Here is a 26493-nt window from a genome sequence, read left to right as displayed (position 1 = left end):
CATATATCCTACTTTTTACTAAGCTAACTTTGCAATTAAAAATTTAGTTTTTATTCCCATTTCAGTAAACATCTTTTCATGTTCTGTTTCTACATTACCTTCAAAATCACTATTATGTAAATCATATGTTATATATTCTATATTAAATCCGGATTCCTTAAAATATTCTAATGATTCATCGAATAACTCATCATCATCAGTTTTAAAATAAATTTCTCCATTATCCTTTAAGAAAGTTTTATAATGCTCTAATTGTCTAGTATGTGTTAATCTTCTCTTCTTATGTCTATCTTTTGGCCACGGATTACAGAAATTAATATATATTCTACTTATCTCATCTTTACTATCTAATATTTTATCTATTATTAATATTTCTTGAGCCATTAATTTTATATTATCTAATTCTTCATTTTTTTCGCTATAAGCCTTTTCTATATTTCTTTTAGCTAATACTAAAACCTCATCTTTTATATCTATTGCTATATAATTTATATCTTTATTTTCAGATCCATGAACAGCTATAAATGTTCCTTTCCCACAACCTAATTCTAAGTATATAGGTTTGTTATTCCCAAATATTTCTTTCCACTTTCCTCTATTTTCACTTGGATTTATTATAAAAAAAGGACAGCTTTCTAATTCTGGTCTAGCCCATGGCTTTTTTCTTAATCTCACGTTTGTTCACTCCTCCATCTGTTTAAAAAGATGCTGAGAAAGCTTTAGTTCTCTATAAATAGCAGTATTTGCTTTCACATCATATTTCCTCATTTTAAAATTGTATATTATTTAGTCCTCTATTTCAATAATATATTTTAATTCTTATATTAAAATAAAAATAGAGATTTGAATTACAAATCTCTATTTTCATCTTATTTCTTTGTTACTTTCATTTTTACAATACTGACTTCTTTATATTTAGAAACCTCATCTTTATATGTATCTAAATTAATAGCAGGTTTTTCAGTATCATCTTCTTTAAATTTAACATATCCTGCTAAAGTTACTTCTTCATCTAAATTTTTTCCTATTTGAGCTACTTCGCTTTTTACATCATAATCTAAAGAATGTTCATTAATTTTAGTTAATTTATATTCAGGATTCTTCTCATCCTTTGTCTTTTCTTTATCTACTTCAGCTATTGAATATATGGATCTGCTATTTTCCCCATCACTTGCTTTTCCAACATTTAATATCATATGTACTATGGAGTTTTTTTCTATTTTTTCAGTTGTATAATTAGTTATTTCCTTTGTATCTACTAATTTACCATCTTTATATTTTTCCATAACAACATTTATGTTGTATTGTGAATCTTGTGGTAATAATATTGAAGCTACTGTACTTTCATCTTTTCCATAATCTGCTGATTTTAATAATAAATCTACTACACCTTGAATTTCTTGCTTAGCAACCTTTACATCACCCTCTGGTAATTTAGCATTGCTTCCTGGCATACATCCTGCTAAACCTACTGTTAATGCTAATGTAGCTACTAATAATGATAATTTTTTCATTTTCATAATGTACCCTCGCTTATATTTTATGTTCATTTATCTTAAATTTATAATAATGTTATAATTATATCATAGCACTAAAAATTAAGTATGTACTTTTTGTTAATTTAATTAAAGTTAACTTTTTAAATGCTCTATTCTATACCCTATTTCTTTATTTGCTAGTCTATACCCCTCATTTATCATTTCCTCTTCTGTCAAGTCATTACCAAGTAAATAATCAATAGTTAATTGAGCTCTATTATTAAAATATTTATCTAAAATATTACTTTCTATTTTATCCTGAGATATTATAGAGTAATCATCAATTATATGTTTGACATTAAATCCTTCTTTTCTCAAGGCTCTGCCAACTAAAATACTTCTATGACATCTTATAGGATCTTGCATTGCTCCAAGCAAAGCTATTCTATATCCTTTTGTACACCCATCTTTAAGTCTTTTTATACCATTAATAAACTCATTTTCATATACAACTTTTTCAAAATCTGAATATCCTTCATTATTATAAGATATTTTATTTTCCCTTTTAGCTGCTAATTCCTTTGCCATATAAATATAAATAAAGCCTTCTTTATTTAAAGTATATTTAATATTTTCCTTATCAAATTGGATATTATATTTAGAATATGGAGTTCCTCTAATATCTACAACACAATTTATATCATAATGCTTTAACATATCTATTAGTTTTTCTACTGTGTAATTTGAATGTCCAATAGTAAATATGTCCATACTCTTACCTCCTACTTTATTATTATATACTTATTTTCAATACTTATAAAAAAATTGTCAAGGCTACTTTTCCCAGTAGATTTTTTCACTCATGTGCCATATCTGAAACTTGACTGAAGTGAAACTTAAACAAGAGTACTTTATTTTATCTTTATTCTTTAAATAAACATACTTAGTTTTAAAATCCCTATTAAGTTATCCACAATTTAAATATTAATATAAATTCATAAAAAAGTTAAAAATCTAGATGCTATTTATAAATAACATCTAGATTTTTGATTTATTTTCTATTTAGAAGGCTGAGGCATATTTTTAGGATTCCTTGTTTGTATAAAAGATTATATTTTATAATTCTCTAAACTTCAATAAATCCCTTTAAATCGCAGCTTTCATAAGTATTTTTATAATTTCAAATTATCAAGATTCGTTAAAGTTCTTTTTTATTTTTGACGAATTTTTGACGACAGACTTATTATTTATGGCTTAAAATAATATTGTATATAAAAAATGAACTGGTATTAATTATCAGTTCATTTTTTTTATTAATAGTTTGTTATTATTAATTCATTATATTTCCCTCTTGCACTATTTTCTCTAGCAATAGAATAATTTACCTTAACTTCTTTTATATTAAATTCTTTGTATAGTTCTCTAGCTAAAGGATGATCATTTATTGTTAATAGAAACTTCCCTTGTATTTCTTTAAGTTTGTTAGCTAATATCCTATGTTCCTCTTCTCCAAATTTATTACCATATCCACAAGTTTTAATATAAGGTGGATCACAAAAGAAAAAACTATGTTTTCTATCATACTTATCAATTATTTTTTCAAAACTTAAATTCTCTACATATGTATTTTTAAGTCTATCTCTTAACTCTAATAATATTTCTTTATAAAATATTTGTTGTCCTGGCTTAGTTGTTGTACTATATCCATAATTATTCCCTTTTCCTGCAAAACTTTGTGTAATTACATACAAAAACTTTATAGCTCTATGAATCTCTGTCATATATTCTAATGTACAATTTTTATATTCTTCAAATATATCTCGTCCACTAAATTCATATTCTAATAACCTTTCTACTTCTGGAGCATGATACTTTATTGTTCTAAATAAATTTACTAATTCTTTATCTATATCATTTATAACTTCAACTTTACTTGACTCTTTCCCAAAGTAAACCCATCCTGCTCCAAAAAATACTTCTATATAACAAGTATGTTCTGGTATTTGTTCTATAATTGATTTCCTTAATTTTGATTTTCCTCCTACCCTACAAATAGGTGGCTTTAACATAATATCTCCTTCTTTAAAATACTTATACTTATATTTTAAAGAACATATGTTCACTTGTAAACACCTATTTAAATTATTATATAATCTCTTTTTAATAAGTTTAGTAATGGCTTAGATAAATCAATTCCTTCTTTATAATATTGGTCTACCAGTAACTTTATTAAAAAGGTAGGAGTTTTCCCCCTCTTCTTTTTAAATTCCTTTATAGCAGCTCTTACCAATCCATTATCTGATAAGGATAAAACTTTTTTAGCAAAACTACTATTATCTATATTAGTAACACTTCTAGCTAGCCTTACATTGCTACTATTATCTATAATATTAGTTCTTACTTTAGTTTCTTCTATATCTTCTAACGCTTCTTCTACTGATATTTGACCTTCTATAGCCTTCTCTCCATTACTATCTATAGCTATTTTATTAACTTTTTTAGTCTTTACTACATTATTTATAAGATGTTTTAATTTTTTATAAACATTGAAATTACCTGCTAATCCTTTTCTCTTTTCTATTGAAATATATCCAAGCTCTGCAAGCCTCTTAATACTTCTTTTAACTGTAGATATTGATATATTAAGTCTTTCTGAAATAATATCTATAGAAGGATAACTACATTGTTTTTCTACATTATAAAGGCTTAAAAGATAAGAATATATTCTGAATTCATTTGATGTGATATTATTATCTGTTATTAATTCTGTAGATAATTTTAAGAATTGCATTTGTAATTTCCTCCTTTCATATTATGAATTAATCAATATTAATTAACCTTAATTAAATATTACCATCTTAATCAACTTTAATCAAGTCTTTTTTTATTAAAGTTGATTAAGTTTGATTAATAATGCTATAATATATAGAGGAGGTGTTATTATGGCTGATAAAAAAGATAGTCTTGTTAATAGACAAAGATATTCAAGCACATTTGATATAGAACTATTAGAAAAAATGAAAGAGCTCTCTAAAGAAACATCTATTCCAATGTCTAAACTATTAGATAAAGCTTTAGAATTATTATTAAAAGAGCATAATAAAATTTAAGTCTTAGAAATTTAAATCTAAGACTTTTTCTTTTAAGCAAATACTTTGTATTAGCTAATATATAGCTAATTAATATTAAATATATATAAATAAATATAGATTGTGTTTCTTTGTGCTACTTGAGTCTGTCAATATTTTTGTGTAAACTTTAGAAAATTTAGTTTTATTTTAAAGGTTGGAAAGGTTAATACAACATCCAACCTTTATTTTTCTTTAATTGATAAATTTTACATAATAATCTGCACTTTAATAAGAGTTAGACTAAATATTTTTTAGAACAACTGGTCGTCTAAACGACCTTCGAAGAAGATTGATAGTTGAGCTAAAATTTGAGCCCATCCTCGTATTGATTGGGTCCATTTCTTTGTTATATCAACGGTAGCAAGGTATAAAATCTTCATTAATGATTCATCATTCGGAAATATAGATTTAGTTTTAGTAACTTTTCTCAGTTGACGATTATAACTTTCCATTGCATTAGTTGTATATATTATTTTTCTAATCTCTGGTGGATATTTAAAGAATGTTGATAACTCATTCCAGTTATTTCTCCAAGACCTTACTGCTATTAAGTATTTTTCTCCCCATTTTTCTTCTAATCTATCTAATTCCGCTAATGCGACCTCCTCAGTAGAAGCGGTGTAAACTAGTTTTAAATCTGCATTGAAAGCTTTTAAATCCTTATAAGATAAGTATTTACTTGAATTTCTTATTTGATGAATAATACATCTTTGAATTTCAGTGTTCGGATAAACAGCTCTAATGGCTTCGTTAAACCCTACTAACCCATCAACTGAAGCAATTAGTATATCTTTTACGCCTCTATTTTTTAACTCATTCAGAACAAGCAACCAATATTTTGATGACTCTGATGCTCCTATCCATATACCAAGAACATCTTTTTTTCCTTCAATATTTACTCCAATCGCAGCGTAGGCTGCTTTCGAAACAACGGTGTTATCTTTTCTCACTTTAAAGTGAATAGCATCCATAAATACTATAGGATATACTGTTTCCAACGGACGGCTTTGCCATTCTCTAATCATTGGAATTACTTTATCTGTTATATTAGAAACTAATGTTGGTGATATGTCCATTCCGTATATTTCATTTACTTGTGATGCTATATCTCTTGTAGTCATTCCCTTAGCATACATCCCAATTATTGAGCTTTCTAAATGTGAAACATCAGTTTGATGTTTTTTTACTATTTCAGGCTCAAAAGAACCTTCTCTATCTCTTGGAACATCTAAGTCGAAGTAGCCAAGATTGGATTTCATAGTTTTTCGGCTCTTGCCATTACGGCTATTAGTTGTGTTTTTATTTTGGTAATCATGTTTCTCATATCCAAGATGATTATCTAATTCGGCTTCTAGCATTTGCTGAAGCATTCCTCCAAATAAGTCTTTTAAAACATTTTGAATATCTTCAGCTGTTTTAATATTTGGATCCTTTGCTAATATTTTTATTAATTCTTCCTTTGAAAATGACATAGTCTGTGTTCCCTCCATAATTGATAATTTATTATATCATTTTCTGAAGTTTACACAGACTATTTTACACTCTCTGCTACTTTTAAAAGTTTCTTTTTAATACTTTTACATTTTATGTATAAAAAATAGTGTTAAGTCAATATTATTTAACCATTAAAAATACCACCTATTATATTACTATTCTAGGTGGTATCTACTATATTTAATTATATTAGAAAGAAATGAACATATTTTTATGTATGGAAAAAATATTACAACTATTATTAGTATTTTATTTTTAATAATTATTTATTATCAATTCTATTATACCTTTCACTAAACTTTTCTTAATATATAACTTCGATTACTTTTTCATATTATAAAATTATATTTAAGTACTATATTTTTATTAAAATTATCTATATACATGATAATTTTAAACTCCACTTTTCAAATTTCTCTAATACTTTTTCTTTAGTTAATGTATCTTCCATTTCTTTTGACTTTCTATTTATATCTAACACCACTCCTTTTCTTTTTTCTTTTCCTATTATTTTATCTAATACTTGTGTCATATTTATAAAAGATAATCCTTTGAAAATAAACTCATCTTTATATTTATTTATAAATTTTAAATCATTTGTTATAAACTTTCTTATCTCTAGATTAGCTGCATAAATTGCACTAATAAACTCACCACTATCAGGACATAAATCTCCAGTTAATAAACAATCCTCTATTAACTTATATTGATTTAAAGAAGCATTCATAACTAATATTCTATCTTCTGTAAAGTATTCATCTTTATTTATAACATTTATATTTTCATTATTTTTAACATTTTGCAATAAATAACTATATTCCGTATTCCTATTAAATTTTCTTTCTAATTCCAACAATACATTATCTGCAACAAAAATTTTTTTATTAAAATCTATGAATTCTCCAATAAAATCACTTAATCCAAAACTTATTAAAATATTAGTATCGCATATAGGTATGTTCTTTTCATCTTCACTTAAAACTACCATTTTATATCAGCTCCATTCTCATCTAAAAACTCAACTATTTTATTTCCCTTATCTAAGCTTATTCTATTACTCATAATATTTTCTCTTAAATTATTAATAAATGAGCTCGGAACACAAAAATCATTAGTTGGTGATATAAGCTGCAAATCAAACCCTAATCTAAGTACTTCATCTTCATATTTTTTTCTATTTTTAACGGAATTTATATTATAACTAAAATATTTTTTATTTTTATATATTTCAGCTAGTCTAGTTTTAAGTGATCCAAAGCTAACATTAAATCTATATTGAATTTTAATTAATGCTTCTTCATTTAAATACTTTTCACTTCCCCATACTTCTCTAATGTATCTATCAACTTCTTCTTTATCTAATAGCATGCAACTAGCAAAATACTCAGCCTCTTGTTCTCCTGGAGAATTATCTCCTTTTTTACTTATTGTTACTTCATTTACATCATCAATACAATGAAAAAATTCGTGCCAACATGAATAGTTTTGTCTACCAAGAAAATCTGAACTATTTATATAAATACATCTAAAATCACCTTTTTTTAAAGTAAATCCTTGTATATCTTTATCATTTTTAAATCTAATAATTATATAATTATCCAATAAGCTTATCACTTTAAACGGATCACTAAAATCAGTTACTTTATACTCTTCTCTTAATTTTTTCTTAATACTTTTTGCAACTTTCTCAATTTTCTCTTTTCTATCTTCAGTCATAATTCTACCCTCTCAATTTTGAATTAATTATTATTTCTTCGAAAATATTATTAGCAAATTCTATTAAGTCTTCAACCTGTTCCTCTTCTTTTAATCCTCTAAATTGTGGTATTAATGATACATTTTCAATTTCAGTAAGTTCTTTAATACTTTTATTTAGCATTAAGCTAATAACTTTATACATTTCAAATGTAAGAATTCTAGAATTTTTTAAAATATTTTTTATTAACTCTTCACTTACTTTATAATGTTTAGCACACTCTTCAACATTATTATATTTATCTACTATTTTCTTTACTTCTCTTACCAATTCATAACTTGTATATTTTACTCTTTTATGACAAACTGATAATTTGTTTGACATTTATTCCACCTCTTTATTATTTATATATTCTAATAAATTACTAAATATATATTCATATCTTAAGTCTAATGTTCTCGTTTTATTATTTATAATAAATCTATAATTAAAATAAATATTATTATTTGGACACTCCATTTTTATTTTTTTCAATTTATAACATCTATTATCATAATATTTTATACTATTTGCTAATTTCTTTTTTCTTTCCTTATAAAATACTTCTAACAAAGCATTCTCTCTTTTTATATTAATTGACATGTATCCAATCTCTTTATTGGTTATAATATCAAAATCATCAAATTTAACTTTTATGTTATCTAATTTAGAATATAATTTATTTAAATAATAATGAAGTTTTAACTTATATAAATATCTTTGATTTTCTCCATTAATTACATCATCAACTATTTTTATAGAATTCTTTAATATGCCATCATTCAAAACATTTTCTGCTATTATATTTCCTGACATATATTTCAATCCTTTTATTGCTCCTAATGTCATATAGGCTATATAACTTTTTCTTATATTTTTCTCCCTAGTAAATAATACAAATTCTTTTGTACTATCATATTTAATAAATACCACATATATATTTTTAATTACATCATTCTTTATAGAATCTACATTAACACTATAGTCTTCTTTTACTATTCTCTTATGCAACAATTCATAATCTTCTTTAATCTCAAAATCATTCTTATTTTTATCTAAATATTTAAGTAACATCAATGTCTTTTTTTTCTCATCTTCTATTCCACTTAATTTATTAACTATATAATTTATTATTCTTTCAAACAATTCTAGATCTTTCAAAGATAAATTTAACAAGCAATTATTAAATTTTATATAATTATAATCTATATCAGTTATTAATATATTTTTGTAATCAAAGTTATTTAAATTATTTTCTATTTGTTTCCTAAATACATTTCTGGTATCTATTAATGAATTATATAACTTCCTATTTAATTCATTTTTATTTCTCAAATTAATTATAATGTTATTAATTATGCTATATTCTTCATAAACTTTTGAGCAATTATTTAAAACATATTTATTTATTATTTGCTTATGTGTGAACATACCATAAATTATACCCTTTATAGATAAAATTCTATTAAATAGCATTTGATTTTTTTCTTTAACTATTTCTATATTATTTTTACTAGTGATTATTTTTAATGTATCACCATTTTTCCAATAATAAATTTTAAAATTATTTTCTATATACTCATAATTAACTTTTATTTCTTTTATATATTTTAAATTATTTAATATTTTATTTTTCATACTTTCATTTAAAAAATAAAATACTATAATTCTATTTTCTATATTTAAAATTTTATTAAATCTATAGCACTCTTTGTCTATTTTTATTAGTCCACATTTCTCATCATATGTAATTTTTATTTTAATAACAACTTCATCTTCATTTATTGAAGGTGGTACTGAGTAAACAAAATCATCATTTATGTTTATAGTTAAACTACTTAATATATCATATATATTATTTTTATTAATTTTATAGTATATGTACATTTCTCCTTACCTTCTTTCAAATTTATAATACTTACTATTTATACCATTTAAAAATGGTGATTTAAAACTCTTTATATATGATAATATTAACGTTTTTGAAGTTCTAGTACAAGCTACATATAAAGCTTCCCTTAAATTTAAATTTGTTGAATCATCTTCATCAACATCACACTGTGGAATAAAAACCCTTTCAAATTCTAATCCTTTTGAACTATGATATGTTAATATTTTAGGATTATCATTTGTAAAATCTAATTTCATTTCATCTTTTATTTTATAATCACATATGCAACCCTTTTTTCTTAACTCATCATAAACTATTTGAGCCATATCATTATTTCTTACCAATATCCCAACATCTTTCCAACCTTCATTCTTTATTGTATCTACAATATATGTCATTTCAGCATCTCTATTTTTAAATTCAATCATTCTAGGAGTATTTTCATCTCCACCTTCTTCAATACATAGATTTGAAATATCTCCATGATTATCTTTTATTAACTCAGAAAAAAAGGCAATCTTCTTAGGAAATCTATATGTCTTTTCTAATTTAAAAAGTTTAATATCCGAATCTATTAAATTTTTTATTATATTTTTTCCATCAGTATTTTTAGGATAAATTTGTTGTAAATCATCCCCAAATAAAAAGCATCCCTTTTTAGCCATATTACGGCAATACTCAATATTTTTTAAGTTAAAATCTTGAACTTCATCAATTATTATATAATCTATATCTTCAGAAATATCTTCCTTTTGAAATTCATATCCACATAAAATATAGTCCTTTATATTCTTTATATCTACTCTTTTAAGCTTTCCTATTATAAATTCACTTAATGCTTTAGTATAAATTATTATTCGAAACTTATTATTATTATTATATAGTTCCATAGCTTTAATCATTGCTATCATACTCTTACCACTTCCTGCTGGACCAGTAACCAAATATTCATCTAATGAACTACCTAATATATTAAGTTGCTTTTCATCACAATCTCTAATAGTTATTTGTATTACTTTATCCATCTCTAGTAATTGACTTTCCTTTTTCCTATTCTCTTCTTCATTTATTTCATTTTCTATATCACTTAATTTAAACACAGTATCCTCCATACGAAATATTTACTAATAATTAGTATATTATTTTTATACAAGCTTTATTATAAGATAATAATAAACTCATACTTTTATATCTGTAAACATTTTCGACAAATACTCTGTTTTATTTTTATTTTTCAACATTTTTATCTTTTATTAATTCAATCTACTTATTTCTATTAATTAAAATATTCCTTCTATCGTTATATAAAAACCTAGCAAGTAAAATTTCTACTACCTACTAGGCTTTAAATTAATATATTGGCTTTTCTGTTATGCTGCTATCATTATCTCTTGGAGCATATATTGCAACTACTCCAAATGATTCTGTTTTTATTTTATATACATCTGTAATTTTCTTTTCTAATATCTTATAAGATAATCCTCCATATTGTGCTGGAGCTAATGCTCCACATTCATTTCCTACAACTGGCGGAACATTTAATGGATAAACTCTCCATGAATAATTATGTTCATGTAAATTTAAATAGCTTACATTTATTACTGGTGGTGCAGGATTAGGTCCTGCTATATTGTTATATATAGGTTTATCTGTTATAGAACTATCGGCATCATTAGGTGCATATATTTGAACTGTTCCATAATCTCCTGTATTTATTATCTTTACATCTCCTCTATCTTCTATAATCTTATATGAAAGCCCTCCAAACATTTTAGGTTTTAAATATCCTTTTTGATTTCCTGTAACTGGTCTAACATTTGTTGCATATATAGCCCACTTTTCCATGTGTGAATGTAAATTTAAATATTTTCCCTCACCATGATTGTATGAAGGCTTTTGAACTGGTTTGCTTTGTTGTACTGTTTCCCCTGTTAATCTCTCTATAAAGTTACTCCACTTTTCCCAATTGTTTAATGAAAAATATTCTGGACAAACTTTTCTTGAAGCATCAAAATGTCTTACTACATTAGAATTCGGGATTCCATATTCTTTTTGCTTAACTTTAACCAATTCTAATGTATTTACAATTGTTCCTTCATCATAGGTATAATTATTGCAGCACATTTCTATATTTAATGTATTTTGATTATTTATACCATATTGATTATATCCATCTCCTACGGACCAGGAACCATTAAAGTCCTCAACTGATTGGTATATACTTGTTGCATCTACAAAATAATGTGCTGAAGCATTTCTATTTCCTCCATAAAAATAAATTGCATTATTTCTTGCTGAATCTGTTCCTTCTGGAGCTCCTGTTCCATGAACTACAATATACTTTATTGCATTTCCTTCATAGTGGTTATAAGGGCTTATCATTCTTTCAATCTTTAACATAAATATCACCTTTCCTTTTTTAAAATATTTCTATAATATAAAAAGCAGGATTACTCCTGCTATGTAAACTTAATTTTCTTTTGAAATTTGTTTTGATGTTTGATTTATTCCAACAGCTACTCCCCAACATAATATACCTTGAAGTATTCCATTTACTATAACATCAAATAATACTTTATATTGACCATTGACAATGTTTAGTAATATAGCAAATGTAATTCCAAAAAACATTAGAATTAGTGTTATATATTTGTCTTTTACTCCCTCTAATTTTTTAAGAAATACTCCTAATACATAAATAACAACAATTAATATAATTAAATTTTCTGGTATAAATTTTAATAGATCCATTTCACTTATCTCCTCTTATTTAAATATTCCTTTTTGAATTGCATAAAAAAAGAACCCTAGTAAACTACTTACCATAAGTCCTATTAACCAATTGATACTTTTTGTTTGTGCTCCGAGCTTCTCACATAAATTATCTATCTTTACATCTGTTGCAGCTCTTCCCTGTTCTAATTCATCTAACCTCTCCGAATGATTATTTATCCTTTTCTCATGTATCTTCAGTTGATGATTTATTAATTCGTCATTCATAATACACCTCTCTTTTTTATTAATACAAAAACATTTTTATAGTAAGTTCTTTAGAATTGTTGTTCCATATAAATATTTACCTGTTTCTGCTCCCATATGGCAATAATCACCACTATATCTTTCAGTAGTTCCCTTAACAATTATTTTCTTTCCTGCTTCTATAGGCTCTTTAAGCAATAGCCTTGTTGGTGTTGTTTTATATCCATGTGTTAAATCTGTATTCCAATAATACCCGTATCCTCCACTTAACCTTACATTTTTACCATCAAATATATTCATCCCATCAACTTCAACTGTAACATTTCTTAGTATAGGATTTATGTTTTCAGTTTCCTTTAAGATTATATAATCATTTGCTCCTGTTGAGTTTATTTCATATGTTATTGTTCTTTCTACTGTAGACTGATACTCTGAAGTTGGAGTAAACATATCTATAAATTTAACGTTATTCTTTTTAGCTATATATCTTATATATTCTCTATATCCTAATAGTTGTCTATGATTCATATTAGAAACTCCCATACAAGCTAAGTATATTTCTGGATTTATATTGTCATATGCTCTTAATTTACTTATAAACAAATCAATATCATCACCTAACTTCTTAATACTCTTAATGTGAACTTTTGTATCTAAGTTCACTAACTCAGTATCAATAGGCGTTAAGAAAGTTATTTTCTTTTTAGATTTATCAATGCTATCAATTAACCTTACTTGACAGTATCTTTCATCATTTCCCCATTTATTTATTATCAATATGTCATGTTTATTTACATCACCAATTACTACATTATCAGCTAAAGTTATTGAGTACTTATCAAATGCTTTAATATCTGTCCACCTGTCATTGATGTTATAATTGCTTTCATTCTTAATAGGGTTAGCTATCCAATAATAACTATTTTTTTCTAAGTAATCTGCTTGTACTATTCTTGGTTGATAAACAGGATATTCAGCTTTTCCCCAATCATCATTAGCTCCCATTAATGCTACGATTTTATCTGGTTCATATTCAGCTAGCTTTTTATAATTTATTATACCTGTTTCTTTATTGAACATATTATATTGAAACCCTCCAATACCTGCGTTCATGTATTCAAAATTTCTATCTGTAGCAAAGTTAAATACAAATGTTGGTGTATCTCCTGGTATAACTCTAGGATCTAATGATTTAATTCTTATTTTAATTTCTCTTGTCTTATTTGAAGCAAAATTATAAGTTTTAAAACAATCTTTATCTACTTTTCTAAAGTCTAATCCTGAACTTAATGATACTGCATTTGAAGGGTCGAAAGCTACATTACCATCACCATAATAACTCTCTAGTCCACTATCTAATAAAGTTCCTAACTCTCCTACTGTAGTTTTTGCATATGTTATACTTTCTCCATAATCAAATGTTATTTTTATTTCTCCTGCTGCAGGCGCATCCTTAAAGAATAAAGTATGTTTTACCTCGTCATTATCTAATGCTCTTATAATCATATAGTCATGGCCTTTAGGGAACTTTGAACCATAACTACCCCTGTTTAATTCACCTGTTAATGATACTCCTTTATGAGTAACAACATGATTGTAAGTAAAAGCTTCTTTTAGTTGGAACTTTCTTGTTGCTCCATCTGCATTAAATGTTAATGTCTTTCTTCCTTTTCTTCTTGGGTTATATGTGCTGAATGTATCTATTACTTTGTTATCAACTAGTACCTCACATATTGCAGCTCCTTTGCTCTCTCTGTTGATTGCATAAGCTATCTTTACCTTATCTGATTTCATTAAGAATGTAATTGAATTATCTACTCCAATTATTTCACAAGCTTTACTTTTAAATAATTTAGGTGAATTTATAATTTTATTAGCTCCATTTACTGTTACTTGATCTATTGTTACTGTATTTGAATATTTAAACCTAACTATTTCATCAATTACTTCTAAATACCCATCATTTAATCCGCCATTACCCCAAGTCACTGAATCACCTGCAAAGACTATTTTTTCATTACTAACCTTTGTTTCATTAGCTCCATAATTAAGTAGTTTTATTACTTCGTCACCTAATGCAGAATATGGTACACATTTATCTGTAAAGTTCTTTCTTTCCAATTTAATTTTGTCTGGATTTAATGATGAACCATACTTATTAGTTATACCACTTATATAAAATACATCCTCTTTTGTTAATCTACTTTTAAATACTAAGTATATTGCAAAAAAATTATAGTCATCTATTAATTTATCTCCTAAGTATGATTTTTCAAAATATAATTTTCTTTTATATACTTGCCTTCCACCTTTATGTGTTATAGGAATATCTCTAAAATATGTCCACAAAGAATTTTGATACCTTCCTACAATTTGAGCATTAACATTAAATGATTTCTTACTATCTATTATTATGTCAAACTCAATATACCCATCATCCTTATATGATTCTAATTTTATCTTTTTATCTATATCAGATATAAAACTATTACTAATTTTAATTTGCATATAAGGCATATCATTATTATCCTCACCATGATATTTAACCCACCAATTTCCTCCAAGGCTATTTTTATCATCTAATAAAACAGCTGAATTGTTTGAAAATGTACTATTGTTAGTTTGAATAATAACATTACTTCCGCTTATAAATCTATCCGAAAATGGATAATGATTTGTTTCAACTGTAACTCCTTCTATTTTAGAACTAATAACATCTATATCCCTATTTGTCTTATCAATTCTTAAATCTAGTAAATATTTACTATATACATCATCTATTGCTCCTCCATAGTAATAAATATTTTTTGTATAAGTAAATGTTTTATTTAATTCTGGTGAAACATATAAATATGTTCCAGATTTAATAGGCTTATTAAATTCTACTTCAATTACTGCAACTTTATTTGTTGCAGATTCAAACACATTATTAATATTAAATGTTTCACTTGTTTCATCTTTATAATAGACTCTACCATTTAATGAAAGTTTCGAAGTTCCGTTATAACTATACTGGATAATAAATGTTAACTTATTACCATATGTATTAGTTTCAACCTCATTTAAAGTAATATTGTTAGGAATCTGAGCTATCCATCCGTATCCTTCACTACTTGTAGATGTTATATCTATACTATATTCACTATTTGCAAGCTTTGAAGGTTTATTAACTGTTACTATCGCATTACTTGAAGGTAATTTAACAGCTGTTAATCCATCAAATACAATTTTACCTGGAGCTATTTGATGTGGAAATAATTGTACATCATCTGCAATTTTTGATTTAGTTACTGATTTATCTGCTAACTTTTCTGTAGTGACACCTTTATCTGGAGGTATGCTATTAATAGGAGCATTCCCTGAAATTTGTTGAAGTAATTCATCTGTTAAATAAGTTTGATCTATCTTCCCCTGATTTTTATCTATTTGTGAAACTTTAATTTTATCACCAATATTCATTTTAGTTTCTACAGTATTTATATTATTTGTTATTTTATCTTCGCAATTAGTTATTCTATCATTTAATGTTTCATGGACACCTCTCGCTATTAATACCTCCATATTTGCATTATCATGCTCTACTGATGCATTTCTATAACATTCCTTTATTGCATCATGAATTGATTGTCTAACATCTTTTCCAAATATAGCATTTTTAATTTTATTTAATTCGTTAGTTATATTTGTCATGTTAAGCTCCTCCTATCTCTAGTCCTGTTATGTGAATATTAATACCTTCTCCGCTAGCTTTAATATTCTTTGTAAGAATTGGACTATTTAAAATCTTAGTTTCACCTGCTGCTATCTTAAATTTAAAAGCTACACTATCAAATGTTAGTGTAGCTTTGGATTCTTCTTCTTTTGAATTGTATAGTAGTATAGTCTTTACAATAGCTCCTAATGAACTTGAATATAATGTTTGTTCTGACGTTGTAAGAACTTTAGCTGCTACTAACTTATAATCTTCCATTCTACACCTCCATAATTGCTCTACGCTTTAATTTCTCAAGCTTATTATTAACATTATTAAAGTTATCTTTAATATCGCTAGTAGCGTTAATTAAATTTTGAGTTTCTTTAACATTATCATTAAGTCTATTATTTATTTCTATAATTGCATCTGTTAAGTCCTTAACCGTTTGATTAGTATTAGTTAAAACCTCATTTGTTTTATTCAATACTTTAGCTGTATTCTTTGATTCAGTACTAATAGTCTTTACAACATCTATAGTTGAATTAATATTCTCATTTAAGGTTTCAATATTTTTATTAGCTTTAATAATTCCTAGTTGATATTGTTTTATATCTTCAAATTTATCACCTACTGTAAGACTAGAATTTTGAGGATTATTTCCATCAATATTTTTTTCTATAACCCTTAATTCCTCATTTATATTCATTAGTGGATTTATAACATTATAAGTATTGTATACTTCAAAACTATTCAAATCCAATCCTATTAAACTTAAATCTAAAGCAGTTATTTTATATTTTTTCTTTATTTTATTGTTTCTTTTTAGATAATCTTGTCCATTCTTTAATAAATTAGATGCTCTAGTAACATCATCCCACAACTTCACACCTACTATTACTCCGAATTTTTTCATTGCATCAATATCATCAATATATTTAATACCACCATTTACAGATTCAATGGTTAATCGTTCCTCGCTATTTTCAAGTTTACTTCCTAAAGGTATTAGTCTAGATATTATTGATGTAGGATCTTTTTGTTGCTCTATGGATTTTAAATTTTTAGATATTCTTATTTCAGTCTCTTTAAATTCTCCAATAGACTCTAAGTAATCTAAATATCTTGTACCATTTTCATATCTTATTTGCAATTCACCACCAAGTCTATCTATGAGTTTATCTTTAATAGACTGAAAAGTTTTTACATATCCTAAATATCTATAAAGTCTATCATTATTATTTTTTACAGTCACATTACCTAGTACAAATTTTTTATCTTCAGATACTTGATTATTATGATTATCTATTATTACTTTTAAAAAATTTTTAACAGAAATATTATGATATTCTCCGTATGTAGTACTAGAGTCCATAAGATACCCGAGTTCACTCTCACATACTACAGACTTTGTTAAAACACCATTATTATTCATTTTTTCAGTCGGTAATAGAATTCTACCTCTGAATTCTACTTTATTTAATTTTTTATTTAATACTTCTATTAAAGTTTTTAAAGCTATAATCTTAAAATATCCTGGATTATTAGGCGATATATCAAATGTTAAAGTATCGATAACATTTATACCATGTTTTATATTAAAACTAGATAATCTAGGTGCTTCAACACTTGTAGATATTGAATTAATTATAGTTTCTTCATTTTCATTTATTAACTTAATTTCGTACATTATTAAAGAACCTCTTTTCTAAAAATAAATTCTATATTCCCATTACCTATAATAGTCAATTTGTTCTTTCCTTTATCTAAATCAAATCTCCAATCTTTAGTAGTACCAACATTAAATTTATAAGTTATTCCATTTTTAATTAAACTTATTGGAGCACTACAATGAATAGTAGGTGTGATTTTTATGACACTAGGATTATATATATCAATAATCTTACTCCCATCTACATTATATTTAGTATCTTGAGCATAATCTAATTCAAAATTAAACTCATCCCAAATATCACTTCCTTCTATGTTATTAGCTATTTTAAATGGATAAGCTATGAATTTAACATTTATCTCACATCCAACTGAATATTCTTTAAATTTTAAATCACCTTCACACTCGGCTAAAAAATAATATCCAGGAATAAGATCATCAAATAATTTTTCCTTTTCACTATTTACTAACCAATCTGAAATTTCTATTTTTTTATTAAAATATTCTATTTTATCTTTATATTTAAAATCTAATGTATAAACTATAATTCTTTCTTCATAATTTTGATCCCCATATAGATCACTAAAGTCATAGCTACCATTCATAAAAGGCACTCTTTCTTTAATCTTGTTTTTTTTTGGTGGGTTAATTTCTCTATTCATTATACGTAATCCAAAATCATTATAACTATGTCTATCATTTATAGTAAACCCATACACTATAGTATTAATCCCCTTTCTGTTAAATTTAATCTTTGTCCGCTTATCTTATCTGAATAAGGAGCTGTAGCTTTTGCAACTTTTTCACCTTCTATAATAACTGGTACTTCTATAATTGATTTATTTTCTATCGTAGCACCTGCAGTATTATTATCTTTATTATCATAACTATTATTTTTAGCTATTACAGTAGCTGTAGTTTTAGCAGTTTCATAATCAACTGTAGCATGCATTCTTTGTATTAAATCAACCATGTTTGAATCAATATCTTTTTTTAAATTAGGAGTTTCGATATCAATACCTACTCCAATACCTTTAACTATGTTAGTACCTATTAAATCTCTCATTATCCTTGAAGGAGAATGTATTCCAAAGAATCCTTTGATAGAATTTATAACATTCTCTGAAAATCCCCCAATCAAATTAATTATCCAACCACTCATATTTGAAATACCATTCCAAATACCTCTTATTAAATTAGCGCCTATACTTGAGGCTTCGTTCCAACCTAGTATGCTTTTAATTCCTTGAAGAGCACTTACAGCAACATTTCTAGCCGCTTGAAGTAAACTTCCTACAGAACCACGTATCCCATTAGCAATCCAACTAATTAAATTTCTACCTATACTTCCACCTGATGTGAATATACCTTTTATACCACCTATTACACTTTCAGCTGTAAAATTTGCAATTGCACCTATATTAGGTACCATGGCCTTAATTCCGTTACCTATTCCTGTTATTAAGTTTTTACCAAGACTAGCCCAATTTACTAAAGTAAATACATTTATGATAGCCATAATTATTTGTGGTAAATTTTGAATTATGATAGGAATACTAGTTATTAATCCCTTAACTAACATAATAATTATATCCATTCCAGCTTTTAAAATTCTAGGTAGACAACTATATAGAGCATCTGCAAAACTATTAATTATTCTTGGAATTTCTTGTATTAAAGTTGGTAAATTTTGAACAATACCTTCAACTAAAGCTAATATTATGTCTATTCCAACATCAATGATAATTCCTATATTGCCTATAATCATATCACAAATACCCATCATAACTTGAATTAAATTCGGTAACATTTCAGGAATAGATTCTGCAATCCCTTTTCCAAGTTCTATTATTAAATTTAATCCCAATTCTAAAATTTGAGGTAAAAGAGTTAATATTCCATCTACTAAACTTCGTATTATTCCCATTGCTGCTTTTACTATCTGAGGCAGATTATTTTTTATACCAGTTATAAAAGACTGTACGGTTTGAACTGCCAAATCAATAAATTTAGGTGCTGAACTTGCAATATTAGTTACTATCTGTGAAAATACATTGCCTAACTCTATAACCAATCCCTCAAAGCCACCTTTTTCAAAAGCTTTAGAAAGTTGTCCTACCATACTATTAGTGGTTTTTACAACTTCTTTCATAGGGTTATTAATACTTTCGTATAACTGTATTCCTAGTCCTTCTAAAGCTGATTTTAAAAGCGTAACTTGACCTTTTAGATTATTATTCATAATATCAGCCATATTTTCTGCTGCACCAGCAGAATCATTTAAGCTATCATAAAGTTTATTATAATCTTCTTCACTTGCATTTATTACAGCAAGCATACCTGACATAGCTTCTTTTCCAAATATAGTAGCTGCTGATTGAGTTTTTTGGGCATCTGTAAGTCCACTAAATTTTTCTCTTAATTCATCATATAAAGCCTTTCCTTCTTTAACATTACCGTTGGCATCTAATAGGCTTATTCCTAGTTTATTCATCTCTATATTCATACTTTTAGTAGGTTTAGCTAGGTTAGTTAATGAAGCTCTAAGAGCAGTTCCACTTTGGCTAGACTTTATTCCCGCATTTGCCATAAGACCTAATGCAAAAGCTGTATCTTTAGCTGACATACCTAAAGCTCCAGCAATAGGAGCTACATATTTAAATGATTCACCTAACATACTAACATTAGTATTCGAGTTAGATGCTGTAGCCGCTAACAAATCACTAAACTCTCCTGCTTGTTTAGCAGACATTCCAAAAGCAGTTAGTGCATCTGTAACAATATCACTTGTAAGCGCCAAATCTTCACCAGAAGCTGCGGCTAAATTCATTATTCCTTCTATGCCATCTAACATATCACTTGTTTTCCATCCCATTTGTTACCGTAAAGGCTTTTTATCCTCTACATCTAGGAGTTTCCTCCATGATACCTAGTCATTTCTAGGCTAGTTCAGCGTACATTTTCACTTTATTAAGTGTTCGACACTCTTGCCAGTATTATATTTATTCAACTGGTACGCGTTACGGTGCTTAATAACCTTTCGTAATTTATTAAGTTACCTCGGTGTTGGCATATTTACTCAAAGAAAAAAGCACCTTATTTAAAGGTACTTATATATTTTACAATCTTATTCCTCATATTCCACCTCGCCGTTTTGGGTTTAATTGTACCAAATAGCTAGATATTTATAAACTTAGCGTTCACCGATTTTGCCGAATTTTAGATGACCCGATGTTTTAAGCCATCGCCATATAGCTTAATGCTTCACTACTTTCAGTTGCACTAAATTTAGTTTTTGAGCCCATCTCTTTAGCTTTATTCCCTAAAAGAACCATATCCTCTGCTGTAGCTCCACTTATAGCTTGAACTTTACTCATTCCAGCTTCAAAGTCCATTCCAACTTTTGTTGCTACAATTCCTATCCCTGCAATTACCGAAGCAGCTCCTCCTATTGATGCAATAATTGATTTTGATCCCGTTTTAGCAATACTACTCATTTTTGATAGGCCATTTTCAATTCCCTTTGAATCTAAATCAGTATCTATAACTATTCTTCCATCAGCCATGTTACTCTCACCTACTTTCTTTATAAAAATAAAAAAAGCAGGCATTGGCTCACTACTCTAAGGTGTGGCTCTAAGCTCTGTCTTTTTCTTTAACTTCTATTTTAATTATTTTTTTACATCGAGGACACTTTATTTCCCCCTTAACGTAATCTGCTTTTATTAATAACTGATTACAACAGAAGCACCTTACATCTTCAATATTAATCACCTCATTTATACATAAAAAAAGCACCTACTAAGTAAGTGCCAAATCTACTTTTGTAACTTTGGTTCTCTATGAACCTTTTTTTCTATAGCATCGTAAATATACCATTTACTTTGATTCTTAACTTCGCTCAAAGGAGCAATTCCTATAGATATAGTATAATTATCATATAATCCACCTAAATAATCCTTACCTGAACTTTTAACTGAAGAATCTTGTAATTGTGCATTTGCATTGAATCTTCTTATAATACTATCAGCTAAATCTAAAGCAAGTTTACTATCAGTTGAATCAGCAAGAACCGCTGTAAAAGTAACCTTGTCCCCAGATACTTCAATATAAATATCTTTTAAATAACTATATTGTTCTGAATTAATAAATTCAGCTTTAGTATCGTGTATACATTTTTCCCAATCAACATTATATGTAACTTTTTCATTAATATTCTCTTTCTTATCAATATCAGAATTATTAATAACTTCCTTATCAGTTTTAGCCTTTAAATCTTCTCCAGATTTACAACTAACCAAACCCAAAGATATAATTAAAAACAGAAATATACTTAATATTTTCTTCATGTCATTACCTCCATATTGTTATAATCATAATTATAGCAATATAATTATAATGTCACAATAAGTTCATTAAATCCTTTCCACTTAAAAGTGCTTCTTCTATGTTTTTCAGTTTTGCTTCTTCACTTGCACTTATATTTTTAGGTATTTTATATAGTTCTTTCATTTTCCTATAATGCATCTTTTCCTCTTTAGCTTTAATCTTAGATAAATCAATGGACCTATATCCCATTATTTTAACTATCTCATTATCTTCCTTAAGACTCTTAAACATAGCCTTGAATTTCCACCAATGTAAATAGTCTATATCCTGCAAATCTACGCCATATTGGTCTAAAAAAGCACTATAGATATAATCATCATCATGTTCAAAACTGTAAATTTGAGTACCGCCTTTACATTTAGCATTTCTCTTTTGATATGAAATATCTTTACCACATCTGTAGAACCACAAGATCTTTTCTACAGCCTCATTTATATTAGTTGGAACTACAGGATAATATAATTCTAAAGCATTAATGATTTTATATTCTTCATTTATTTCATTATCTTGCATTAAAAGTTCAAATAAAATAGATGTGCGAAAATCTGAATTAATACCATACTCTATACCATCTATATCTACCGTAATTGGAGCTAAATCAATTAATAAGTTCATTACTATTTAGTATGTTTTTGAACTCGCTTTTGAGCTCTATTAGGAGAATATTTAGATGTAAATTTATTTATTTCTTTCTTCTTCTCATTTGTTTTCTCAACTAATTCATCAATTGCTGACATACAAGTCAATAAATTAACCTTTTTACCAAAAACCTTTTTATCAGTTCCTTCTCCAAACATAGTATTAAATATATTAAAAACTGCATTGCACATTATTCGAATACTTTCACTATTTTTTTTATTAGCAACCTTTTCTTCAATCCCTGTTAAATTTTCTAAAGCTTTTTCATATCTTTCAGCAACTTCAAGATCATAAATATCTAAATCCTCTAATTCAACGCCATTTATTTTCACTTTAAATTCCTCCTATAGTGTTTTAGGTGTAAAACCTTTTTTAAATGTCTTTGCAGCAGTATCAAAAGTTCCTTCTACCGGATCACTAATTCCTAAAAAACTTCCACTTATGCCTAATTCTCCATCATTGTCATCAAAACTATCGACTGAAATAGCCACATCAAATTTTCTAGCTCTAAATCCTGAAGTTGTATCAGGTTTATCTAAGTCTACTATTAAATATTCCGTTTCTGTATCAGCACCTGTCTTTTGCATTTCTCCTATATCTCTTATATGATCAATAGCTTTCTCACTTGCTATTTGATCAGCATTAAAGCTTGTACTCCATTCATATCCAGTAATACTTTGACTTGCACTAGATTGATTTATATACCTCTTAGATGTAGTCTGGGCACTAGGACTCTCATTAAGCTCTGTAAACCCAGTGCCTAAAAGTTCAAAAGTTTCACCTACCTTTAAATAGTTAGCTTGAATTTTTCTTTTTCGTATAGCCATTTATATCATTTTCCTTTCTTAAAATATTTTAATTTTAATTGTATCTGGAATTGAGCAGTATCTTCTGTTACTGCAAAAGCATACCCAGTACTAGTCACCTTAACTTCTAACGGTTCTAACTTATTATCTAGCAATGGAAATATATAATTGTTATTATTATTATCCTCAATCCAATCAGCAAACTTTTCATAAAATCCGCTATTATCTATATTCTGTAACACATCAACCCCATAAGGCTTTCTAGATGTAAATATAAAAGCGTATTGTCTTATACTATCTCCATTAACGTATTTCTTTACAATAGGTTCTATAGGAACTTCTTCTATGGAATAGGTGTCTGCATAAGGTTCTAGATAGTTGACATTAACTTTAATAGCATTATTAAATGTATCTAAACATGGACATTTTTTTATATAGTTTCTCAAGCTATCTATTATCACTTACTTCTACCTCCTACAAATTCAGCTATTGCTTGGACTATTTTATCCCCTCTGTCAGCAAACATTCTTCTATCCCAAAGCTTACCTCTAAGACCTCCTAATGAACTTCCTTGTTTACCGTTACCGCTGTTAGAATAATACTGCTTTCTAGCATAAGGAGCATTATATATAATTTTATTAGCCTGTAATTTAATCATCATATCCTTCAATCTACCTGTTCTGTATGGAATATAATTATTACATTGTTTAGCTACCTCTTGAGTAAATTTAATTTGAGCTTTACCATTTTTATTTAAATACCTCTTAAGTAGAATTTTTTTAGCATCATTAATCTTTAATATAACTTTAGCATCCATACTATACCCCCTCTACTTCTATATGATCAGTTAATAGATTTACAGATTTAATATCTATAACATCATCAAATTCATTTTTCAAATCAGCTATTCTATAAGGTTTAATACCTGTTATTTCAAAGTCAATTTCACCTTTTACAACTTTATCTCCTGGAGCTAATGTAAAATAATTTATTCTTTCAATATCAGATAAATTAGCGAATCTTTTAGGGCCTACATAGTTAGCTAACTTATCTATAAAAATAAGTGTACTATCAGCAAGCAGTAAACCTTTATCGCTTACAGTACCAGTTGTCTTTCCTTGCCAATTAACATCTTTAATAACTCTTCTTTGATATTTATAGCTATCGCTAGTTAAATCATAATGCTTGTTATAAATTGTTACAGCTGAATTCTTAAACAAAACACCCATTACATCACCCCATAAGTTTAATAAATGGATCAGGTAAAAGTTCTTTTATATCATCAGTTATGGTCCACTTTCCTTCATCAGTAAAAGTCATACTTTGATTCCCTTCACTAATGGATTTTACCCCGTTCATTTTTTTAAATTCAGTAGCTTTTTCAATCAATAATTCAACTGCAACTCCATAATTCTTTAAAATATATTCCTTTGTCCATTTAGGGTTATCTATAACATTTAGATAACCCCTTATTTTAGCTACTGCTCTATCTTCATTAGTAAACATAACTACCTCCATTCTCTAATTTATAATTATGTAATATTGTCCCAATATACTAAAGCGTTATAGTAGCAATTCCTATTTCTTCAGCAGTAGGACAAGATGGTAATGCAGTTGCAGCTGCTTTAGTAAATTCACCAACTGGATCTATTGAAGAATATGTTCCAGCAAATATATTACCTATCATTAAAGCTTCTTCCATCTTTGAATCTCCTATTAATTTAACTTCTTCGGCTGTTAATCCATAAATTGTTTCCCCTAACACTTCAGGACCAAACATTGATATTACATTCTCAGGAAAATATCTCTTAGTATCAAACCCTTTTGCTTTTTCAACTTTATATTTTCCTTCATTAACCACAAATCTAGGTAAATCTAATTCTTCTAATAAATCATTTAATTGACTTAAAGTTACAGTTTTAGCTGAATTAATACCATGAACTGCTTCTCTAACAGATTTATTTGAACGTATTTTATTAACTATTTTTCTAGATGTTAAAGCTCTAACTGGTCTTGATCCTGAAGAACCCTCCACAGCAGCTGCTAAAGTTTCTAAATCATCAAGCGGTTTAGATGTCTCAGTATCTGACCAATTGAAAGTTTTTTTGTTTACAGGAAGGAATCCATAATCCATAGTTACTTTGACTCCATTTTCCTCAATCCTAATCTTACCTGAACTTAAAAGTTCCATTCTCATCGCTTCAACTCTAACTTTTATAGCTTCAACCATTTTATCAGCATCTTTATATAATTCTAAAAGGGTTGACTCTAATTCCGCATTAGTTCTAGGATTATTTATTTTTATAATTTCTTTTTCTGTAATTTTTATCTGTCTTTTAATTAAAGCTAATGATGCAACACCTTTATTAATAGCTTCTCTAGATGCTAGTTCAGTTTGTGTATCTAAAGCATGCACTGAAGCTGATACTGGTATGCCACCTCTTCCTAAAATCATATCAAATTCAATATCTTGAATTTTTCTCTCTGGGAAAAGTGAATCCCCTAACATAGGAACAACCTTTCTATCTTTATAATAATTAATTAATTCTTTTGTACTGAAAACTTCTTCTAACCTTGGCATTATTTAA

31 protein-coding genes are annotated in these 26493 nt (G+C 26.9%); 1 reads left to right on the top strand and 30 read right to left on the bottom strand.

Going from position 1 to position 26493, the window contains the following annotated elements; all coding sequences use genetic code 11:
• Window positions 1-18 precede the first annotated feature (18 nt).
• The 5 genes from trmB to CP523_RS13375 all read right to left on the bottom strand — a co-directional run bounded on the left by trmB (window position 19) and on the right by CP523_RS13375 (window position 4269).
• On the bottom strand, window positions 19-675 hold the full coding sequence (trmB, locus tag CP523_RS13395; RefSeq protein WP_066677521.1) for a tRNA (guanosine(46)-N7)-methyltransferase TrmB: 657 nt from the start codon (window positions 673-675) through the stop codon (window positions 19-21).
• A gap of 194 nt (window positions 676-869) precedes the next feature.
• Window positions 870-1520: a hypothetical protein gene (locus tag CP523_RS13390; protein WP_066677518.1), complete on the bottom strand. Its 651-nt coding sequence runs from the start codon at window positions 1518-1520 to the stop codon at window positions 870-872.
• 111 nt (window positions 1521-1631) lie between these two features.
• Window positions 1632-2249, bottom strand: coding sequence for a DUF488 domain-containing protein (locus tag CP523_RS13385; RefSeq protein WP_066677516.1), 618 nt, complete (start codon window positions 2247-2249; stop codon window positions 1632-1634).
• 542 nt (window positions 2250-2791) lie between these two features.
• Window positions 2792-3547, bottom strand: a complete 756-nt coding sequence (locus CP523_RS13380; protein ID WP_066677597.1) for a DNA adenine methylase — start codon at window positions 3545-3547, stop codon at window positions 2792-2794.
• Between the two features lie 68 nt (window positions 3548-3615).
• Window positions 3616-4269 carry a helix-turn-helix domain-containing protein gene (locus CP523_RS13375; protein WP_120140949.1) on the bottom strand — a complete coding sequence of 218 codons (654 nt, stop codon included), beginning with the start codon at window positions 4267-4269 and terminating at the stop codon, window positions 3616-3618.
• A gap of 151 nt (window positions 4270-4420) precedes the next feature.
• Between CP523_RS13375 and CP523_RS13370 the strand changes: the two genes are divergently transcribed.
• A complete protein-coding gene (locus tag CP523_RS13370) occupies window positions 4421-4588 on the top strand; it encodes a ribbon-helix-helix domain-containing protein (protein WP_083089548.1) in 168 nt (55 codons plus the stop codon).
• Between the two features lie 272 nt (window positions 4589-4860).
• On the opposite strand, the gene CP523_RS13365 is transcribed toward CP523_RS13370, so the two are convergent.
• From CP523_RS13365 to CP523_RS13245, 25 genes are all read right to left on the bottom strand, one after another.
• A complete protein-coding gene (locus CP523_RS13365; RefSeq protein WP_120140434.1) occupies window positions 4861-6081 on the bottom strand; it encodes an IS256 family transposase in 1221 nt (406 codons plus the stop codon).
• A 398-nt stretch (window positions 6082-6479) separates the two neighbouring features.
• Complete coding sequence (locus CP523_RS13360; RefSeq protein WP_066677511.1) at window positions 6480-7091, bottom strand: hypothetical protein; 612 nt, start codon at window positions 7089-7091, stop codon at window positions 6480-6482.
• Window positions 7085-7819: an ImmA/IrrE family metallo-endopeptidase gene (locus CP523_RS13355; RefSeq protein WP_066677505.1), complete on the bottom strand. Its 735-nt coding sequence runs from the start codon at window positions 7817-7819 to the stop codon at window positions 7085-7087. The genes CP523_RS13360 and CP523_RS13355 overlap by 7 nt, the downstream gene beginning before the upstream one ends.
• Before the next feature lie 4 nt (window positions 7820-7823).
• Complete coding sequence (locus CP523_RS13350) at window positions 7824-8183, bottom strand: hypothetical protein (protein ID WP_066677503.1); 360 nt, start codon at window positions 8181-8183, stop codon at window positions 7824-7826.
• The gene (locus CP523_RS13345; protein WP_066677501.1) at window positions 8184-9725 is read right to left on the bottom strand and encodes a hypothetical protein; all 1542 of its coding nucleotides are present in this window, start codon (window positions 9723-9725) and stop codon (window positions 8184-8186) included. It abuts the gene before it with no gap.
• A gap of 6 nt (window positions 9726-9731) precedes the next feature.
• Complete coding sequence (locus CP523_RS13340; protein WP_066677499.1) at window positions 9732-10829, bottom strand: 3'-5' exonuclease; 1098 nt, start codon at window positions 10827-10829, stop codon at window positions 9732-9734.
• 250 nt (window positions 10830-11079) lie between these two features.
• Window positions 11080-12129 carry a peptidoglycan recognition protein family protein gene (locus CP523_RS13335; RefSeq protein WP_066677497.1) on the bottom strand — a complete coding sequence of 350 codons (1050 nt, stop codon included), beginning with the start codon at window positions 12127-12129 and terminating at the stop codon, window positions 11080-11082.
• 69 nt (window positions 12130-12198) lie between these two features.
• Window positions 12199-12480: a phage holin family protein gene (locus tag CP523_RS13330; RefSeq protein WP_066677495.1), complete on the bottom strand. Its 282-nt coding sequence runs from the start codon at window positions 12478-12480 to the stop codon at window positions 12199-12201.
• A 15-nt stretch (window positions 12481-12495) separates the two neighbouring features.
• Window positions 12496-12729 (bottom strand): hemolysin XhlA family protein, encoded by a 234-nt coding sequence (locus CP523_RS13325; RefSeq protein WP_066677493.1) that lies wholly within the window; start codon window positions 12727-12729, stop codon window positions 12496-12498.
• Window positions 12730-12765: 36 nt separating this feature from the next.
• Window positions 12766-16398 carry a hypothetical protein gene (locus CP523_RS13320; RefSeq protein WP_120140948.1) on the bottom strand — a complete coding sequence of 1211 codons (3633 nt, stop codon included), beginning with the start codon at window positions 16396-16398 and terminating at the stop codon, window positions 12766-12768.
• Between the two features lies 1 nt (window position 16399).
• On the bottom strand, window positions 16400-16678 hold the full coding sequence (locus tag CP523_RS13315) for a hypothetical protein (RefSeq protein ID WP_120140947.1): 279 nt from the start codon (window positions 16676-16678) through the stop codon (window positions 16400-16402).
• A 1-nt stretch (window position 16679) separates the two neighbouring features.
• A complete protein-coding gene (locus tag CP523_RS13310; protein WP_120140946.1) occupies window positions 16680-18089 on the bottom strand; it encodes a phage tail spike protein in 1410 nt (469 codons plus the stop codon).
• Between the two features lie 2 nt (window positions 18090-18091).
• Entirely contained in the window at window positions 18092-18790 is a 699-nt protein-coding gene (locus CP523_RS13305) for a phage tail domain-containing protein (RefSeq protein ID WP_066679042.1), read from the bottom strand.
• Entirely contained in the window at window positions 18790-20946 is a 2157-nt protein-coding gene (locus CP523_RS13300; protein WP_066679044.1) for a phage tail tape measure protein, read from the bottom strand. The genes CP523_RS13305 and CP523_RS13300 overlap by 1 nt, the downstream gene beginning before the upstream one ends.
• Window positions 20947-21307: 361 nt before the next feature.
• The gene (locus CP523_RS13295; RefSeq protein ID WP_120140945.1) at window positions 21308-21637 is read right to left on the bottom strand and encodes a phage tail tape measure protein; all 330 of its coding nucleotides are present in this window, start codon (window positions 21635-21637) and stop codon (window positions 21308-21310) included.
• 70 nt (window positions 21638-21707) lie between these two features.
• A complete protein-coding gene (locus CP523_RS13290; protein WP_242871394.1) occupies window positions 21708-21845 on the bottom strand; it encodes a Com family DNA-binding transcriptional regulator in 138 nt (45 codons plus the stop codon).
• A 44-nt stretch (window positions 21846-21889) separates the two neighbouring features.
• Complete coding sequence (locus tag CP523_RS13285; RefSeq protein WP_066679048.1) at window positions 21890-22420, bottom strand: hypothetical protein; 531 nt, start codon at window positions 22418-22420, stop codon at window positions 21890-21892.
• 52 nt (window positions 22421-22472) lie between these two features.
• The gene (locus CP523_RS13280; protein WP_066679050.1) at window positions 22473-23075 is read right to left on the bottom strand and encodes a bacteriophage Gp15 family protein; all 603 of its coding nucleotides are present in this window, start codon (window positions 23073-23075) and stop codon (window positions 22473-22475) included.
• A 2-nt stretch (window positions 23076-23077) separates the two neighbouring features.
• Complete coding sequence (locus tag CP523_RS13275) at window positions 23078-23431, bottom strand: DUF6673 family protein (protein WP_066679052.1); 354 nt, start codon at window positions 23429-23431, stop codon at window positions 23078-23080.
• A gap of 12 nt (window positions 23432-23443) precedes the next feature.
• Window positions 23444-23926: a hypothetical protein gene (locus tag CP523_RS13270; protein ID WP_066679054.1), complete on the bottom strand. Its 483-nt coding sequence runs from the start codon at window positions 23924-23926 to the stop codon at window positions 23444-23446.
• A 5-nt stretch (window positions 23927-23931) separates the two neighbouring features.
• Complete coding sequence (locus CP523_RS13265; RefSeq protein WP_066679056.1) at window positions 23932-24366, bottom strand: chloramphenicol resistance protein; 435 nt, start codon at window positions 24364-24366, stop codon at window positions 23932-23934.
• A complete protein-coding gene (locus tag CP523_RS13260; protein ID WP_066679058.1) occupies window positions 24363-24722 on the bottom strand; it encodes a minor capsid protein in 360 nt (119 codons plus the stop codon). The genes CP523_RS13265 and CP523_RS13260 overlap by 4 nt, the downstream gene beginning before the upstream one ends.
• A 1-nt stretch (window position 24723) precedes the next feature.
• Window positions 24724-25134 carry a DUF6751 family protein gene (locus tag CP523_RS13255; protein ID WP_066679060.1) on the bottom strand — a complete coding sequence of 137 codons (411 nt, stop codon included), beginning with the start codon at window positions 25132-25134 and terminating at the stop codon, window positions 24724-24726.
• 4 nt (window positions 25135-25138) lie between these two features.
• Complete coding sequence (locus tag CP523_RS13250) at window positions 25139-25411, bottom strand: hypothetical protein (protein WP_120140944.1); 273 nt, start codon at window positions 25409-25411, stop codon at window positions 25139-25141.
• Window positions 25412-25460: 49 nt separating this feature from the next.
• Entirely contained in the window at window positions 25461-26486 is a 1026-nt protein-coding gene (locus CP523_RS13245; RefSeq protein ID WP_066679061.1) for a major capsid protein, read from the bottom strand.
• Window positions 26487-26493: the final 7 nt, after the last annotated feature.

Origin of the sequence: Clostridium septicum (genome assembly GCF_003606265.1) — a bacterium.
Taxonomy (GTDB): Bacteria; Bacillota; Clostridia; order Clostridiales; family Clostridiaceae; genus Clostridium; species Clostridium septicum.
The sequence above is the reverse complement of the archived record's forward strand: the minus strand, read 5'-3'. Positions and strand labels throughout refer to the sequence as shown.